Below are 18,171 nucleotides of genomic sequence, written 5' to 3' on the forward strand. Positions count from 1 at the left end.
GCGACATCGTGGGCTCTGGCCCTGGACGCAACTGGGCGCACGTAAATAGCGTGGACTACGACCCAAGTGACGATAGCATCATCATCTCCAGCCGCCACCAAGATGCCGTCATCAAGATCGGCCGCGACAAAAAAGTCAAATGGATAATGGGCGCGCACAAGGGCTGGAAGGACCAGTTTAAGGGATTCCTGCTTCAGCCGGTGGATAAAGACGGCAAAAAAATCGTCTGCGAGGACGAGTACTCAAAATGCCCGGGCTACGAAAGCGAAACGGGCGGATTTGACTGGCAGTGGACGCAGCATACGGCGTTTAGAATCGACAGCAAGTCCAAAAAAGGCGTCGTTTATCTAACTGTCTTTGACAACGGCGACACCCGCGGCATGGAGCAGCCTGCGATGGCGGGTATGAAATACTCCCGCGCGGTCGTTTATAAAATCGACGAAAAAGCTAAAACCGTCGAGCAGGTCTGGGAGTATGGCAAACAGCGCGGTAGCGAGTGGTACAGCTCGGTCACTTCGCTAGCGCAGTATCAAGACGACCTAGATAGCGTGATGGTTTACTCAGCGGTTGCGGGCATGCAGTTTGACATCGCCAAAGGCCGCCCGGTCGGTGTGCCTAGCCCTCACATCAACGAGTTTGAGTGGGGCGCAAAAGAGCCGTCAATCGAAATCAAAATGACCAACGCGATGGGCTATCAGGCGTTTCCGTTTAGCCTAGAAAAGGCGTTTGAGAAGTAAAATTTAAAATTTAGCGGTCGCGTTTCGGGCGCGGCCGCTTTGAGTCAAAGCTAGCTTCAGAGCCACTCTTGCTTTTTACCAGATTATAGATCCGATATACAACAGCAGGTTGCTTGCAAATACCGTAGAATAGGCAGAACTAAAGGCAATAATAAACTATCCAAGAAATTTTATTAGCTAATATAAAAATTTAAACTTACGAAGTATAAATTTGAATTTTATCTAAATAAATGGGCCAAATTTGCGCTTAGCGCGTAAATAATGATGTCGATATGTTTTTTATAAAATATCGATTCTAGCGCATATATACGAATACCGACATACAAAAAGCTTAATAAATTATTAAATTTAAATATTACCTTCTTTTATTTAGAAAACTATTGACAATTAATCATATTTATTATATAATCACGATTAGAAAAATAACTTGATTATGACTTAGTCAAAATTTAATGACCATAAGGAGTAAAGATGAAGATCCTAGTAGGATGCAAAGTTGTTCCAGAAGAACAAGATATCGCCGTAAACGGTGAAACTCTTGACGTTAGTAAGGCGAATCCGAAGATCAGCCAGTTTGATCTAAACGCCCTACAAGCGGCAGTAGACATCAAAGAGAAAAATGCCGACGCAAACATCAAAGTGCTAAGCATAGGTGGCAAAGGCCTTGAAAATACGAAAGTTAGAAAGGATATCCTTTCAAGAGGCGCAGACGAGCTCGTCGTTATATCAAGCGATAAATTTGAAAACTCGCTGCCTAGCGACACTGCCGAGATATTTAAACAAACAGCCTCAAATTTAGGCTTTGATCTTATCATCTGCGGCGACGGCTCAGGCGATCTTTTTGCCGGTCAAACCGGTCTTAGAGTAGGCGCACTTCTTGATATCCCTGCGATCAACTGCGTAAATAAAATCGTATCTATCGATGCTTCAAAAATCGTAGTTCAAAGAGAGCTTGAAAACGAGATCGAAGAGCTTGAGATCGCGCTTCCTGCGCTTATATGCGTATCTACCGATATCAACACTTCTGCGATTCCTGGCATGAAAGCGATCCTTGCGGCCGCTAAAAAACCGGTAAACGTTATGGATTCAAATTTTGATCTAAACGGCGTCGTAGAGCTAAAAGAGGTAAAAGCGCCTAAGAAAAAAGATAGGCTAAAAGTGATCGTAGAGGGCGATAGCGACGAGAAGATCGCCGAATTTGCGGCAAATTTCAAAAAAGCGTTGAATTAAGGAGAAGGCGATGAGTAAAGTTTCTAACGTATGGGTTTTTAGCGATGCGGCAAATCGCCTAGAAGAAGTAATGGGCGGCGCGAAAGAGCTTGGCGAAAAGGTAATTTGTTTCGTAATGAATGCAGAAGACGCAAAAAAAGCATTTGCGCTCGGAGCGGATGAGGCTTTGGTTGCTAAAGAGGGCGAGCTAGCAGAAAATTTGGTCCCTAGCTTTGCAAAAGCTTTAAACGGTCAAAGCGGCATAGTTTTAATGCCAAATTCCAGAAGATGCAAAGCCGTAGCTGCGATGCTAGGCGCTAAGCTAAATGCGGGCGTTTGCACCGAGGTAAACGAAGTAAGCGTAGAGGGCGGCGTGGTTTGTAAAAGGATGATGTACGGCGGTCTAGCCGTAGGTAGCGAGAAAATCGGCTCAAGCATCGCGATCATAGTCGCAAACAGCGGAGCGTTCGCCCCTGCACAGGCAAATTCCGCAAGCGACAAAGAGCCGAAAGCTTTAGAATTTGTAGAGCCGAAAAGCGCTATCAAATGCCTTAACAAGCTTCCGAAACAATCAAGCTCGGTCGATCTTAATAAAGCAAAAAGAATCGTCGCTGTCGGCCGCGGTATCGCAAGAGAGGAAGATCTTGCGATGGCTCGCGCGCTTTGCGAGGCTCTTGGCGCAGAGCTTGGTTGTTCACGCCCGATCGCCGAAAGCGAAAAATGGATGGAGCACGAGAGATATATCGGTATCTCAAGCGTTATGCCAAAACCTGAAATTTACGTATCAGTCGGTATTTCAGGACAGATCCAGCACATGGTCGGCGTAAAAGACGCAGGCAAGATCATCGTTATCAATAAAGACAAAAACGCACCTATCTTTGATTATGCAGATTACGGCATCGTAGGCGACCTTTATAAGGTCATTCCAACGCTTGTAAACGCTTTAAAATAAGGAGAATAAAATGGCAAATTATCACGGTTCAAACGAAGTTATCAGCGAGTTAAGAGAAGACGGAATTTTAATCCTAACGATCAATAGACCGGAGAAAAGAAACGCGCTAAATGGCGCTACTTCTGCAAAAATGGAAGAAATTTTAAATTTAGCCGAGAAAGATAAAGCCGTTCGCGTTATCATCGTAACAGGAGCGGGCGAGAAGAGCTTTTGCGCCGGCGAGGATCTAAGCGAGCTAAGCAGCACCGGCGAGTGCCAAACCGTTACCGAGCACGGATTCGGCGGTCTTACGAACAGACTAAGCGCTAAACCTATCATCTGCGCAGTAAACGGCACAGCCGTAGGCGGCGGTATGGAGATAGCCGTATCTTGCGATCTTATCGTTGCCGTTAAGGGCGCTAGATTTGGACTACCTGAAGTAAAAGTAGGTCTTATCGCATCAACCGGCGGTCTAGTACGCATGGCAAGAGAGCTTCCTAGAAAGATCGCTATGGAGCTATGCTTAACCGGTAGGCTAATCTACGCAGACGAAGCAAAAGAGATCGGCATCGTAAACTACGTCGTAGAGCCAGAGGAGCTAATGAACAAAGCTATCGAGCTTGCCGAGACTATCGCGGCAAACGCTCCGCTATCTCTAAAGATCACGAAAGAGATCATGCACGTAGCTCCGTCTATGTCGCTTGACGATGCGATGAGGTATTCAGATACCGCTTACCGCTTCATCGAAAAGACTGCCGACGGCGTAGAGGGGCCTCTTGCCTTTATGGAGAAGAGAAAACCGAACTGGTCGGGCAAATAATCAAATAAGTAGAGCGCGCCTCTTAAAATTTAGAGGCGCCTTATGCTTTTGTAAATTTAAACGCGGTTTTAAATTTTCAAAAACATAAACAAGAGGGGGCTTTTATGGGAGAGATTATCTTTTCGGTATTTACGGGCGTCTGTCTTGTGGTAACGGGCATAATCTTGAGCGCAAATTTAAGCTCAGAGCAAAGAAAGATCAAAGAGGATTAAGATGAACGTTTATATGGTTGGCGTTTTTATCGGTATCTGCATCTACCTACTCATAGGTCTTTACGCCGGTAAAAAGGTTAAAAACCTAGAGGACTTTTACGTAAACGGTAGAAATTCTACAACCATCTTTATAGCAGGCACGATGTTTGCCTCGATGCTAAGCACCAACGGCTTTATGGGTGATACGGCTTACGCTTACGGCGGTAATATCACTACGATCTTTCTTATCAACACCCTTTGCGCATGCGGCTATATCATAGGACCGCTGTATTTTGGCAGATTTATCAGACGCGCGAAAGTAAATACGATGCCTAGCTACTTTTTTTACAGATTTAATTCAAAAAGAATTCAAAGATTTGCCGGCATCATCACGGTTATTTCATTAAGCGCGTATCTACTTAGCGTGATTACGGGAACGTCCATTTTGATGGAGGCGCTTAGCGGATTTGACAGAGCGATCTGTCTTTTCATATCGTGGCTATGCATACTGCTTTTTACGATATATTCGGGCTCAAGAGGCGTCATCATCATAGATACGGCGATGTGCTTGTGCTTTTTGCTCTCGACCGTTTTCGTGGGATATTTTGTTTTTGCAGAGGTCGGCGGAGTGTCAAATTTGATCCAAAAGCTCGCCGTAAATCCTAACACGCCAAAAGACCTGCTGTCTTATCACGGCAACACCGGCGGTGGAAGCGTATTTGATATAGTTAGCTACGCCGTGACGCTAGGTATCGTTTGGCTGGTAACGGTCTCTGTTAGTCCGTGGCAAGCGGGCAGAAATTTGATGTCTAAAAACGAGCACGTTATATTTCGCTCAGGCGTGATTTCCGCGCTTTTAACGATATTTTTCCTACTTTTTCTTTATATCATCTCAATTAGCATAATAGAGCTAAATCCAAATATGGCAAAACCGGAGCAAGTCATCATATGGGCGGCTTACGAGGTCGTGCCGCAGGTGCTTGGAGTGTTTTTGCTAACGGGAATTTTATCTGCGGGCCTTAGCTCGGCGACGACATTTTTATCGGTCGTTAGCTTTAGCCTCGCAAACGATATTTTCGAGATAAATTTTAAAAGCGAAAAGCAGCAGGTAAATTTTACCAGGATCGTCGTATTCGTTGTTAGCGTCGCGGCGCTTATAGTGGCGTATTTCGATCTAGCGAGCATCCGCATCATGGCGTGGTTTGCAAGCACGATAATCGCAGCTTCTTGGGGATTTTTAGCCTTTGCTAGCGTTTGGAGCAAATGGCTTACCGAGCGCGGCGCGTTTTTATCGATGATGGGCGGATTTTTCGGATACCTCGGCAGCAAAGCCTTAGTGGAGTTTGCCGGCGTGCCGCTTAAAAATTTCTTCGATCCGTTTTTTATAGGAGTTTTTATCAGTATCGCTTTGGCGATACTGGGCTCAAAAGGGCAAAAAAGAACCGCCGCAGAGATGGAATTCCAGACAAATTTACATATCCTGCCGCAAAGCGAGCAAAATTTAAAAGATTACAAGATAGATAAAATTTACGCTTATGTTTTGATAGCTTCGGGCGCCGTTCTTACGTGGCTATTGATCACGTATTGGGCGGTGCCTTACAATGAAATAAAGGGAATGTTATGAACGTAAAAAATAAAATCGACGTGGTAGCTAAGCTCTCGGCCGAGATGAAAAAGGTCGTAGAAGTTCAGCTAGCTAACGCTCCTGCCGAGCCTGCCGAGACAAACGAGCAGATGAGGCAAAACTACGAAAACGAGAGAAAATTTTGGAACGAGGGCGGTCCCGTGATGCATGATAGCAAAGACGTTTGGGTCGAATTTGAAGGAAGCCGCATCAGGACTAGGATCTATTATCCAAATTTACAGAGCGAATACAAAACGATATTTTTCATCCACGGCGGCGGCTGGGTCGTAGGCAGCATCGACACGCACGATAGGATTATGAGGATTTTAGCAGGTCTTAGCGGATGCGCGGTGATCGGCATAGACTACACCTTGGCGCCGGATAAAAAATATCCGTTTCAGATTAGAGAGTGCGACGCGGCGATCGATCATTTTTTGGCAAATTTTAAAGAATATAAAATTTCGCCCGATTTTATCGCATACGCCGGCGATAGCGCGGGCGCTAATATGTGCATGGGCACCTATTTATATAGACGAGACGGCGGCAAAGATAGCGGCAGCGTAAAGGCTATGGCGCTATTTTACGGGCTTTACGGCTTAAAAGACTCGGCCTCTCGCTCGCTTTACGGCAACGAGATAGACTGGCTAAGGCCTGAAGATATGGAATATTATTTTAGAGAGTATCTACAAAGCAGCGAGGATGAGGAGAAGCCGTACGTAAATATTTTAAACGCCGATCTTACCTGGGGCGTGCCGCCTTGCTTTATAGGCGCTTGCGAATTTGATCCGCTCAAAGACGACAGCGTAGCGTTGTATGAAATTTTAAAGGAACGAAACGATAGCAAATTTAAAGAGTATAAAGGCGTTATGCACGCGTTTTTGCACTTTAGCAGAATGATGGAAGCGGCAAGCGGCGCCCTAGAAGACGGGGCGGAGTTTATCAAAAACAAATTCAAAATCTCATAAGAAGGAGTTCAAATGGCTCAGAAAAAAGTCGGGATAGAACCAAAGGTGTTCTTTCCTTCGTTAATTACCGTCGGTATACTTAGCTGGCTAGTCGTAAGGGATCTGGACGCGGCTAATAAAGTTATCGATGCGATGTTTGCTTACGTCACGGGTTCGTGGGGTTGGGCTTTTGAGTGGTATATGGTGATCATGGTGATCGGATGGTTCTGGTTGGTTTTCGGACCTATGAAGAACAAAAAGATCGGCGACGAGAACGACAAGCCTGAATTTAGCACTATTAGCTGGATATTTATGATGTTTGCTTCGTGCACGTCCGCAGCCGTCTTGTACTGGGGTACGGCTGAAATTTACTACTATGTAACTACTCCGCCGTTTGGTCTTGAGCCTATGAGCAGACAAGCGCAGGATCTCGGTCTTGCTTACAGCTTGTTCCACTGGGGACCGCTACCATGGGCGACTTATAGCTTGCTTTCAGTAGCGTTTGGATATTTCTTATTCGTTAAAAAGATGAGCGTAGTTAGACCAAGCGGTACTATCGAGGCTGCGGTCGGCGAGAAACTAGCTCGCGGCTGGCTAGGCGTACTTATCGATAACTTCTATATCGTTGCGCTAATCCTTGCTATGGGAACGAGCCTGGGTCTTGCTACTCCGCTTGTTACCGAGTGCATCGAGTGGCTTTTCGGCGTTAAAAGAACTCTAGCTCTTGATACTATGATCATATCTTGCTGGGTCGTATTTAACGCTATTTGCGTGGCGTTTGGCTTAAACAAAGGCATCAAGATCGCCAGCGACGTAAGAAGCTACCTAATGATCATCATGCTAGCTTGGGTACTTATCGTAGGCGCTTCTACATTTACGATCAACTACTTCACCGATAGCGTAGGACAGATGTTTAATAACCTAGGCCGCATGCTATTTAACACCGATGCGATCGGTCAAGGCGGTTTCCCTCAGAGCTGGACGGTATTTTACTGGGCTTGGTGGGTCGTTTACGGTATCCAGATGTGTATCTTCTTGGCGCGTATTTCACGCGGTAGAACCGTACGCGAGCTTTGCGTAGGTATGGTTGCGGGTCTAACGACTACGACATGGATACTTTGGACGATTCTTGGCAGCAACACTATGCACCTTATGATCACAAAGGCTATCGATCTACCGAGCATTATCGCTACGCATGGCCTTGCTCGCGGTATCATTGAGACTTGGGCTGCGTTGCCGCTTTCAACTATAACTATTTGGGGATTTTTCATCCTATGCTTCATCGCTACGGTTACGCTTATCAACGCGTGCTCTTATACGCTTGCGATGAGTACTTGTAAAGAGGCTAGCGGTTACGACGAGCCGCCTCTATGGGTTAGAATCGGTTGGTCTATCCTAGTCGGCGTTATCGGCGTTACATTGCTTGCGCTAGGCGGACTAAAACCTATCCAGACGGCTATTATAGCAGGCGGTAGCTTGTTATTCTTTGTAAATATCCTAATCCTTGTTTCGTTCTTTAAGGATGCGAAGAAGAATAATTGGTATTAAAATTTGACCCCAAGCGGGGTCAAATTTGTCGCTTTGCCTTAAATTTGAGGCAAAGCCAAAATTTTAAAAACTAAAAATAAGCGGAAGATCGCATTATAAAAGCGAGACGACGCGCAAAATAGAAAGGAATAGATATGATGGATTTCAGTTTAACCGACGAACAACAACTCTTCGTCGCAGGCGTTAGAGAACTAATGGAGAGAGAAAACTGGGAGGCGTATTTCGCTAAATGCGACGAAGCGCACGAGTATCCGATCAAATGGGTAAAAGAGCTAGCGGAGCTTGGCGTAGATACTATGCTGCTTCCTGAGGAGCATGGCGGAATGGATGCTAACTGGGTAACTCTAGCAGCTATCTGGGAAGAGCTTGGCAGATGCGGCGCGCCTACATACGTGCTTTATCAACTTCCAGGATTTAGCACTATCCTAAAATACGGCTCACAAGAGCAAATAGATAAAATTTTCGCTTTCCGCGGTACCGGCAAACAGATGTGGAACTCCGCTATCACCGAGCCAAGCGCGGGTTCAGACGTCGGTAGCCTAAAAACTACTTACACTAAAAAAGACGGCAAAGTTTATCTAAACGGACAAAAATGCTTCATCACTTCAAGCGCGCACACTCCGTACATCGTCGTAATGGCAAGAGACAGCCAGAGCGAAAAACCGATCTTTACCGAGTGGTTTGTGGATATGAGCAAACCCGGCATCAAGCTAACTCCGCTTGATAAACTAGGCCTTAGAATGGATAGCTGCTGCGAGATCGTATTTGATAACGTAGAGCTTGAGGAAAAAGACGTATTCGGCGAGTACGGCAACGGCTTTAACCGCGTTAAAGAGGAATTTGACGCAGAGAGATTTTTGGTCGCTTGCACAAACTACGGCATAGCTTACTGCGCATTTGAAGACGCCGCAAAATACGCAAATCAGCGCGTACAGTTCGGCGAAACTATCGGCAGAACTCAGCTTATCCAAGAGAAATTCGCCCACATGGCGATGAGACTAAACGCTATGAAATATATGGTTTATAGCACAGCTTGGAAGATGGATCAAGGTCTAAACGTAACAGGCGAGAGCGCTATGTGTAAATTTTACTGCGCGAACAACGCATTTGCGGTAGTAGACGACGCGATCCAAGTTCTCGGCGGTATCGGCGTAACCGGACACAGAGTCTCAAGATTCTGGAGAGACCTAAGAGTAGATAGACTATCTGGCGGTTCAGATGAGATGCAGATCCTAACTCTAGGACGAGCGATCTTGAAGCAATACAGATAATAGGCGTAAATTTTAAAATTTACGAGTTTAGCTCGCTAAATTTAAATCAAATTTAGCGAGCCGTCTTAAAACGAGACAAAGCAAAATTTAAAACAAGCGGAAGTATCGCGAAACTAGACGAGGCGGATTTTAAATTTACGACGGGAGCATACATCACGGTATGTGACCGAGTAAATTTAAAATCCAACGAAGTATAGTAAAGCGAAAGGAAAAAAGATGAAATTTAATACACCAAAATTTGGCCCCCTCTCCGGCGTCAAAGTAGTATTTTCGGCGATGGAGATCGCAGGACCGTTTTCGGCGCAAACTCTTGCCGAGTGGGGAGCGGACGTTATCTGGATAGAAAACTCAAAATATCCGGACACCATAAGAGTTCAACAAAACTATAAAGAGCTTAGCCGCAGAAATTTATACGCTCTTTCGCTAAATATCTTTAGCGAAGAGGGCAAGGAAATTTTCTACAAATTAATAAGCGAGTGCGGCGTATTTATCGAAGCGAGCAAAGGCCCTGCGTTTGCTAAAAAAGGAATCACCGATGAGGTTTTGTGGCAGCACAATCCAAAGCTAGTCATCGCTCACCTCTCAGGCTTCGGTCAATACGGCGATCCGGAATACACCAATCTAGCCGCTTACAACACGATCGCGCAAGCATTTAGCGGATATTTGATCCAAAACGGCGATCAAAACCAACCGATGCCTGCATTCCCTTATACGGCTGATTATATGTGCGGTATGAGCGTTACTAGCTCCGTGCTTGCGGCTCTTTACAACGCTCAAAGAACCGGCAAAGGCGAGAGCATCGACGTAGCGATGTATGAAGTAATGCTAAGAGTCGGCCAATACTATATGATGGACTACCTAAACGGCGGCGAAATGTGCCCAAGAATGATCAAAGGCAAAGATCCGCTTTACGCAGGATGCGGTCTATATACGTGCAAAGACGGCTATATCGTATTTGAAATCGTCGGCTCATATCAAGTAGAAGAGATGTTTAAGCTACTTGGCATCAGCGATCTTTACGGCGGCGAAGACGTACCTGTGGGCACTCAGCTAATCAGCCGCAAGATGAAGGTAAACGATAAATTTGAAGCCTCTCTTGATAAATTCTTCGGCGAGAGAACCATCGAAGAGTCGCTTAAAATTTTAGCCGATCTAAAAGTAGCGGGCGCAAAAGTACTTGAGGTAAGCGAGCTACAAAGCAACCCTCAATATATCGCGCGCGATAGCTTTACTACGTGGAAAAACGAAGCTGGTAAAGAATTTAAAGGCCCGAACGTAATGCCTAAATTTAAAAACAATCCTTGCAAAATATGGCGTCCTATGCCAAGCTACGGCGAGGATACGGCCGACATCATGGCTCACCTAGGCTATACGAACGAGCAGGTTCAAAAGCTAAACGACGAAAAAATCATAAGGGTAAAGAAATAACATGGATATGATAGGCAAGAAAAACCTGGGCGCGTATTTTCGCGAGCTAGCTTTAACTCACGCAGACAAAACGGCGATCATTTGCGAAGACGCCGAAGGGCGAATTTCAAGCCTATCATATAAAAATTTGGATGAGCGCATCTGCCAAACGGCAAATTTGCTCAAAAGCCTAGGCGTCAAAAAGGGCGAGTTCGTAGCGATCCACTTGCTAAACAGCATAGAGTACGTCCTAACCCTAATGGCGATAGCAAAGCTAGGCGCGATAGCCGTGCCGATAAACGCTAATTACGTTTACGCCGATGCGCTCTTTATCATCCAAAAAACAAAGCCCGTAGCCGTAATAACGCAAGGCGAGTTCGTTAAAATTTACGAGGAGATCGAGGAGAAAAACTATAAATTTAAGAACGGAATCGTTCTTATAAAAGCGCACGACTCCCACGCACACGTAGATTTTGATAAAGAGATAAAAAAGCAAAGCACGCAGCTAAAAGAGGAGGAGTTTAGCAATCTATGCCCGGCAGAGATTATCTTTACCTCGGGCACCTCGTCCTTTCCAAAGGGCGTGCTGATAACGCACTATAATCTGCTTTTTGCGGGATTTTACACCTCTTGGCAGATAAATTTAGAAAGCAGCGATATCTACCTAACCGCTATGCCGCTTTGGCATATAGACGCGCAGTGCACCGTTATGATGCCGACATTTTCCAGGGGCGCAACGCTCGTGATTTTGGAGAGATTTTCGGCTCGTAAATTTTGGGATCAGATCCTTTATCATAAGGCCACGATCACCGAGTGCATACCCAAGATGATCTGCACGATGATGGTGCAGCCCGTTAAAGCGAACGAAAAGAATCACTGCCTAAAACAGATGCTTTTTTACCTCAATATCGCGCAAAAAGATATGGACGATTTCTTGCAAAGATTCGGCGTAAAAAGCGTGCTAAGCTCGTACGGAATGAGCGAAACGGTCGTTGGACTCATCGGCGATAGACCGAACGAAAAGAGAAAATTCCCATCTATCGGCAGAGTGGGCTTTTTCTACGAGGCAAAGATCGTGGATAAAGACGGCAAGGAGCTGGGCGCGAACGAAAAGGGCGAAATTTGCGTAAGAGGCGAAAGAGGCAAGACTATCTTTGACGGATATTTCGAAAACGCCGAGGCAACGAACAAAGCCATCGACAAGGATGGCTGGCTACATACGGGCGATATCGGATATTTTGACGAGGACGAGTATTTTTATTTCGTCGATAGGGACGTAAATTTGATAAAGGTTGCAGGCGAGAACGTATCTAGCGTAGAGGTCGAAACCTATCTGCAAACCCACGATAAAATTTTTGAAGCGGCAGTAATTGGAGTGCCGGATAACTTTGATAATGAACTGATAAAAGCATGCGTAGTGCTTAAAGAGGGCGAAAGCCTAAGCGAAGACGAGGTCAAACAATACTGCGCGCAGGGGCTTGCTAAATTTAAAGTCCCGAGCATCGTGCGGTTTTATTCGTCTTTGCCCAAAACCTGTACGGAAAAGGTAAAGAAAAACGTGCTCAGAAGCGAGCATTTGAACGAAAATTTAAAACAAGGCTAGTCGCGTCGGCAATGCGCCGATCGACGAATGAAGTCGTCTCGAAACGAGATAAAAGCAAAATTTAAAACAAATTAAGCGGAAGTAACGTCCGGCTTAGACGAGGCGATTTTAAAATTTTAAGCGGAGCATACATGAAGTATGTGAGCATTAAAATTTTAAAATCAACGAAGTATAAGCGGGCGATACGACGCATGAAAGGTAAACAATGGCGGATGAAAAATTTGACGCGATAATCGTCGGCGGCGGCATCGCCGGCTGCATATCGGCGTATCTGCTGGCAAAGGAAGGGCTTGAGGTGTTGCTCATCGAAAGAGGCAACTTTATAGGGGCTAAAAATATGAGCGGCGGCAGAATTTATGCGCACAGCATCGAGCCGGTTTTTCCAAATTTTGCGGAAATCGCTCCGATCGAGAGGCTAATAACTCGCGAGAAGCTATCGTTTATCACCGCAGACGATAACGTCACGATGGAGTACGCTCTAAAGCCTAGCGAAAACAAAGCCGATCTATCGTATTCGGTTTTGAGGGTTAAATTTGACGCGTGGCTGGGCGAAAAAGCCGAAGAGGCGGGAGCTTCTATAATAGCGGGCATCAGAGTTGACGATCTTATTAAAGAGGACGGCAAGGTTTGCGGCGTGATCGCGGGCGGCGAAGAGATGAGAGCCGACGTCGTGATCGTAGCAGACGGCGCGAACTCCACCATCTGCTCAAAATACGGCCTAGGATACGAGCTAAATCCGCATACCTGTGCGGTCGGCGTAAAAGAGATCATCGAGCTTGGCAAAGACAGGATCGAGGATATCTTTAACGTAAGCGGCAACGAGGGCGCTGCGTGGCTATTTGCCGGAAGCGCGTCAAACGAGCATATGGGCGGCGGATTTTTATACACCAACGAAACTTCGATATCTCTGGGCGTGGTTTTCGGTCTGCACAACTCGCACGTAAGCGATATGAGCGTGCCTGCAATGCTGGAAAATTTTAAAAATCACCCTGCGGTTAAACCTCTTATCAAAAACGGCAAAACGACCGAATACTCGGCTCACATCGTGCCTGAAGGCGGGCTAAATTCTATCAAAAAGCTAAGCGATCACGGCGTGATAGTAGCAGGCGACGCAGCGGGTCTTTGCCTAAACGTAGGATACTCCGTACGCGGTATGGATCTAGCGGTAGAAAGCGGCGTATTGGCTGCAAAAGCCGTGCTAAAAGCTAAAGCTGCGGGAGATTTTAGCGCAGATAGCTTGTCGTATGACAAGATGCTTGATGAGAGCTTTGTGATGAGCGATCTTAAGCTTTATAAAAATCTGCCTGAGTTCTTGGGTAACGAGAGAATTTTTGATGATTATCCGAAGATGATGAGCGGCATTATGAAGGATCTTTTCGTTATAAACGGACCTAGCCAGCCGCTAAGAAGTAAAATTTTGCCAAGACTCAAGAAAGTCGGCTATATGAATCTCATCAAAGATGCATTTAAGGGAGTGAAGTCGATATGAAAACCGTAAACGTTGATGCAAAACTAAGTTTAGATAAATTTTTCGTAGATGAGAGTAACGCGCATATCGAGCTTGTGGACGATATAAATGCGAGCGAATTCGCAAAGCTAGAGGTCGCATGCCCGGCAGGACTTTATAAAAAGGACGAAAACGGCTACCACTTCGACTATGCGGGCTGCCTAGAGTGCGGTACGTGCAGAGCGCTTTGCGGTAATACCATAATCAAAAAATGGGAGTATCCAAACGGTACTTTCGGGGTTGAATACAGAGAGGGCTAAGAAGGCAAAACAAGCCGAATTTATTTTATGAATTCGGCTTGTTGGAATTTTGAAAAAAAGCCGTTTGCTTGGATAAATTTTGAGTGGATTAAAAATTTTTAAAGAGACTTTAAACTATAATTATTTTTTCGAAAAATAGGAATAATAAAATCATAAATTTATTTAGATAGGGTTTTTTATGAACAAGGATACAAGAGAGCGTATAAAAAGATCGCGCATGATGAAGTATTTCATCGACGCGGCAAACGAAATTATAGAAAAGAAGGGCATCGACGCCGTCAATATAAGAGATACCGCAAATTTAGCGGGGTATTCGAGCGCTACGCTTTATAATTATTTCGACAATTTAACGCACCTGGTTTTCTTGGCTACGTTTAATCAGCTTGGAGAGTATAATAAAGCCCTGTCGGCCTGTATAGAGAAATGCAAAAATTCTATCGAGGTCTATATGCGGGTTTGCAAGTGTTTTTGCGATTTCGCTTATGAAAAGCCCGAAATTTATGAAATTTTATTTTTCTCGCACAGCAACGGTAAATTTAACGAATATATCGAGCAGTACTATAAGCTCTTCCCAAACGAAAGCCACAAAAATTTGCCGATCTTTTTAGGCAGGATGTTTAAATCAAGCGACATTCACGCAAGAAGCTTTTTTATGCTCGAAAACTGCATCAAAGACGGCTATCTGGACGAGAAGCTAAATATAGACGATTTCAATGACATCTGCCTGCGCTTTAATAAAACGATACTTCAAGACGTTAGGGGCGGAATTTTATCCAAAGAGAAGGCTACCGAGCTGACGCTAAAATACTATTATCATATGTTTCACTGCTGCATAAAGAAAGAGCATATCCACATTTTGGACGAATGCTATAACGAACTGATTAAAATTTAAAAATCCATATATTTTTGAGTGTAGAGGATGGCGCGCGAGCAGTATTGCGAACGCGGGTAAAATTTAAAATTTTGCCGCAGGAGCAATCTTTCAAAAATTCCGCTCAAAAGATATTTAAATTTAGCCTAAAATTTCCCCGACGAAAAACAGCGCCGACATCGCAAACGTGCAGAGCGCGACGACCTTTAACTGCCCGTCGAAGTCGCGGCACTCCCGCACTTTTAAGACGAAAAATAGGTGCCACACAAGCGGCACAAAGCTAGCTATGTAGAGTAGTTTTACGCCCAGCTCGCCGCGCAAAAGCGAGTAGCAAAGCATCAATCCTGCTCCGCCGGCGATAAGAGCGTAGTGGTAGAGCTTGGCCGCGCGCAGCCCGATACGAACGGGGATCGTGCGCTTGCCTTTGAGCGCGTCGTTTTGTACGTCGCGCATATTATTTAAATTTAGCACCGCCGTGCTTAGCATCCCGCACGCGCACGCAGGCAGCAGCAGCGCCGCATCGAGCGAACGCGCGTATAAAAAGTACGAGCCCAGCACGCTAAGTAGTCCAAAAAACAAAAACACGAAAACGTCGCCGAGCCCCCGATATCCGTATGCACCGGCACCCACGGTGTAGCGGATCGCAGCAAATATCGACGCGCCGCCCAGTGCTAAAAATAGTAGCACGAGATAAAACCGCTCGCCGAATGCCAAAACGCTTAGCGCAAGGCTGCAAAGCGCAGAAAGCAGCGCCGTAATGACGATGACGCGCTTCATCTGCTCCGCGCTCATCTGTCCCGTTTGGATCGCGCGACGCGGCCCCAGCCTACCATCGTCGTCGGTGCCTTTTACCGCGTCGCCGTAGTCGTTGGCGTAGTCGCTGAGCACCTGAAACAGCAGCGTCGTAAGTAGCGCCAGCGCGAAAATATCCGCTCTAAATACGCCCGCGCCGTATGCCGCACCGCTACCGAGCAACACGCCCGAGACGCTAAGTGGCAGCGATCTAAGGCGAGCTGATGCGTAAAGAGCCTTTGGGGTTATCATTTTTTGCCTTTTGTTGATTTTTGGAGCCGAATTTACGGTAAATCCAGCTTAAAATTTAGCGGAAAAATGCCAAAAATATTATAAATTTAGACTATTCGTAGAGTAAATTTTATTTGAATTCGCCTTTTTAATATAAATAGCGGTAAAATAGAGCCAAAAATTTTAGGAATTGTGATGAAAAAAGTTCTTACCGTTCAAGATATATCCTGCGTGGGCAAGGTTTCGCTGACCGTCGCCTTGCCGATACTTAGCGCGATGGGGATGAGCACGAGCGTGATCCCTACGGCGGTTTTATCGATGCATACGGGCTTTTCGGGCTATACCTTTTGCGATCTAAGCTCGCAGATACGCGCGATCATGGCGCACTGGAAAGACCGCGGAGTGGTGTTTGACGGCATCTACACGGGCTTTTTGGGCTCGGCGGCGCAGATCGAGATTATGAGCGAGCTATTTGCGAGCTTCGGCGGCGCGGGTAAGACCATTTTAGTCGATCCTTGTATGGGCGATAACGGCGTATTTTATCCTGGCTTTAACGAGGATTTTGCCCGTATGATGGCGCTTCTGTGTACTCAGGCCGACGTAATCACGCCTAATATCACCGAGGCCTGCGCGATTACGGGCGTGCCGTACCGAGAGGATGCGGATAGGGATTTCATCATGGATCTACTTGCGCGCCTTAGAGAGCTGGGCGCCAGGCAGGTCATTTTAAAAGGCATCGGCTACATCGCGGATCAGTGCGGGGTTTTCAGCTATGATGCACGCACGGGCAGGACGAACGAGTATTTTCACGAGCTGCTGCCGGTTAAATTTAACGGTACCGGCGATATTTTTGCCGCCGTAGCCTTCGGCGCAATAATGCGCGGTAAGTCGTTGGAAACGGCGGTTCGTATCGCCGCAGACTTCGTCGTCAGCACGATCAAAGAGACGATGAGCGACGAGGAGCGTAAGGACTACGAAGGGGTCGATTTCGAGGTCGTAATCCCCGAGCTCATAAGAAAAATTTAGACGCTTAAAATTCCGAGGTTTCGTAGCCTCCGCTTTATTTTAGAATTTTGCCGAGTAAAATTTTAAATTTTAATGGCTGCGTGAAAGTCGGTCGCGCAAGACATAGCTTAAATTTTATCGCCGTAAATTTTAAAATTTACGCGGCGCGGTAAGATGCGGCGTGATAAATCTATCCGTAAATTTAAAACGTTTTGGGCTTTGGCTACGCGCGTGGTAAAATTTACGCTGTAAATTAAATCCAAATTTTCCGCGACTCCTAGCTTTTTGATCGGCAAAATTTTACTTTCTAGACTTTTTGGGCGCGGGTTTAAACGGCAAAATTACGCATTTATCTTGACGGACAGCTTGGCTAGCTTTGCTTTCTAATAAATTATGATCCAAGCGGCAAAAGACGGCGACGTATGAGCCGCACAGAGATGCCGTGCGATCAAATTTATAATTCAAAATCGCGGCGCACACTTTAAATTTAAGATAAAATTTTACGCAAATTCTATCTTTTTGGTGCCTTTCAAAGCGCGCGCCGCATTAAATTTAGAGCCTAAAGCATCTGCCGAAACATCTCGATCTGCTCTTTGATCAACTCTTTCATATCCTCGCTCGCGTATTTTAGTGATGCTTCGAGCGCGCCAACCACCTCGTCGCAGATAAAATTTACGCTAAAAAGCGTCGCCCAAAATCTAGCGCCCGCGCTAGAACTATCGTTTTGCAGCGCGTCGCAAAGCGCCTTTATCGCGGCGTTGCGATCCGCGGCCAGCAGCACTCCCTCTAAAAGCGGGAAACTGCCCGCGCCGTCGCCGCTTGTCAGACTCCCAAAAAATAGCGGCAGCGCCTCTGCGTCCGGGTTTGCGGTAAAAAACTCCGCTACTTGCGCGTAGCCCTGCGCTAGCTCGCTAGTGATCTCGCCGTCGTCAGGCATCGGCTGGCGGCTCTTTAAAAACTCTAATGCACTTTGTTTATCCATAATCTCTCCTTAAATAAAAGCAAATTGTAGCGAAAAATCCTTAGTTTAAGACAATTGTCGTCCGTTTAATTTTGAGATAAAAATCGGTAATGGAGCTAAATTTTAAAAGAATTTGGAGTGAAATTTAAAATTTTTCACATTCCGTATTTAAAATTATAGACCGTGAAATTTAAAATCCAAATTCGCTCGCTGCGGAATTCTGCGAAATTGCGAAATTTGAAATTCCTTGAAGTTGCAA

16 protein-coding genes are annotated in these 18,171 nt (G+C 45.7%); 14 read left to right on the plus strand and 2 right to left on the minus strand.

Annotation, left to right across the window (positions count from 1 at the left end; all coding sequences use genetic code 11):
* The 13 genes from Q0438_RS06205 to Q0438_RS06265 all read left to right on the plus strand — a co-directional run.
* A partial coding sequence (locus tag Q0438_RS06205) for an aryl-sulfate sulfotransferase (RefSeq protein ID WP_299188685.1) occupies positions 1-737 on the plus strand: 737 nt, incomplete at its 5' end.
* Between the two features lie 471 nt (positions 738-1,208).
* Positions 1,209-1,967 (plus strand): putative electron transfer flavoprotein FixA, encoded by a 759-nt coding sequence (gene fixA / locus Q0438_RS06210; protein ID WP_299188694.1) that lies wholly within the window; start codon positions 1,209-1,211, stop codon positions 1,965-1,967.
* A 10-nt stretch (positions 1,968-1,977) separates the two neighbouring features.
* Positions 1,978-2,898, plus strand: a complete 921-nt coding sequence (locus Q0438_RS06215; RefSeq protein WP_299188704.1) for an FAD-binding protein — start codon at positions 1,978-1,980, stop codon at positions 2,896-2,898.
* Positions 2,899-2,908: 10 nt separating this feature from the next.
* Positions 2,909-3,697: an enoyl-CoA hydratase-related protein gene (locus tag Q0438_RS06220; RefSeq protein ID WP_299188716.1), complete on the plus strand. Its 789-nt coding sequence runs from the start codon at positions 2,909-2,911 to the stop codon at positions 3,695-3,697.
* 213 nt (positions 3,698-3,910) lie between these two features.
* The gene (locus Q0438_RS06225) at positions 3,911-5,512 is read left to right on the plus strand and encodes a sodium:solute symporter (protein ID WP_299188726.1); all 1,602 of its coding nucleotides are present in this window, start codon (positions 3,911-3,913) and stop codon (positions 5,510-5,512) included.
* Entirely contained in the window at positions 5,509-6,477 is a 969-nt protein-coding gene (aes, locus tag Q0438_RS06230) for an acetyl esterase (RefSeq protein WP_299188728.1), read from the plus strand. The genes Q0438_RS06225 and aes overlap by 4 nt, the downstream gene beginning before the upstream one ends.
* A 12-nt stretch (positions 6,478-6,489) precedes the next feature.
* Positions 6,490-8,004: an L-carnitine/gamma-butyrobetaine antiporter gene (caiT, locus tag Q0438_RS06235; protein ID WP_299188755.1), complete on the plus strand. Its 1,515-nt coding sequence runs from the start codon at positions 6,490-6,492 to the stop codon at positions 8,002-8,004.
* A gap of 134 nt (positions 8,005-8,138) precedes the next feature.
* Positions 8,139-9,275: a crotonobetainyl-CoA dehydrogenase gene (gene caiA, locus Q0438_RS06240; protein ID WP_299188762.1), complete on the plus strand. Its 1,137-nt coding sequence runs from the start codon at positions 8,139-8,141 to the stop codon at positions 9,273-9,275.
* Between the two features lie 216 nt (positions 9,276-9,491).
* On the plus strand, positions 9,492-10,703 hold the full coding sequence (gene caiB, locus Q0438_RS06245) for an L-carnitine CoA-transferase (RefSeq protein WP_299188765.1): 1,212 nt from the start codon (positions 9,492-9,494) through the stop codon (positions 10,701-10,703).
* A 1-nt stretch (position 10,704) separates the two neighbouring features.
* Complete coding sequence (gene caiC / locus Q0438_RS06250) at positions 10,705-12,285, plus strand: crotonobetaine/carnitine-CoA ligase (protein WP_299188767.1); 1,581 nt, start codon at positions 10,705-10,707, stop codon at positions 12,283-12,285.
* Between the two features lie 205 nt (positions 12,286-12,490).
* A complete protein-coding gene (locus Q0438_RS06255) occupies positions 12,491-13,774 on the plus strand; it encodes an FAD-dependent oxidoreductase (protein WP_299188770.1) in 1,284 nt (427 codons plus the stop codon).
* Entirely contained in the window at positions 13,771-14,052 is a 282-nt protein-coding gene (locus tag Q0438_RS06260; protein WP_299188774.1) for a ferredoxin family protein, read from the plus strand. The genes Q0438_RS06255 and Q0438_RS06260 overlap by 4 nt, the downstream gene beginning before the upstream one ends.
* 178 nt (positions 14,053-14,230) lie before the next feature.
* A complete protein-coding gene (locus Q0438_RS06265) occupies positions 14,231-14,944 on the plus strand; it encodes a TetR/AcrR family transcriptional regulator (protein ID WP_299188786.1) in 714 nt (237 codons plus the stop codon).
* Between the two features lie 120 nt (positions 14,945-15,064).
* Here the strand turns inward: Q0438_RS06265 and menA are convergent, their stop codons facing one another.
* Positions 15,065-15,967 (minus strand): 1,4-dihydroxy-2-naphthoate octaprenyltransferase, encoded by a 903-nt coding sequence (gene menA, locus Q0438_RS06270; protein ID WP_299188788.1) that lies wholly within the window; start codon positions 15,965-15,967, stop codon positions 15,065-15,067.
* 174 nt (positions 15,968-16,141) lie between these two features.
* Between menA and Q0438_RS06275 the strand changes: the two genes are divergently transcribed.
* Entirely contained in the window at positions 16,142-16,972 is an 831-nt protein-coding gene (locus Q0438_RS06275) for a pyridoxamine kinase (protein WP_299188791.1), read from the plus strand.
* A 538-nt stretch (positions 16,973-17,510) separates the two neighbouring features.
* Here Q0438_RS06275 and Q0438_RS06280 read toward each other — a convergent pair.
* On the minus strand, positions 17,511-17,933 hold the full coding sequence (locus Q0438_RS06280; protein ID WP_299188793.1) for a hypothetical protein: 423 nt from the start codon (positions 17,931-17,933) through the stop codon (positions 17,511-17,513).
* Positions 17,934-18,171: the final 238 nt, after the last annotated feature.

This window comes from uncultured Campylobacter sp., from assembly GCF_938030785.1.
In the GTDB taxonomy this organism is placed as follows: Bacteria; Campylobacterota; Campylobacteria; order Campylobacterales; family Campylobacteraceae; genus Campylobacter_B.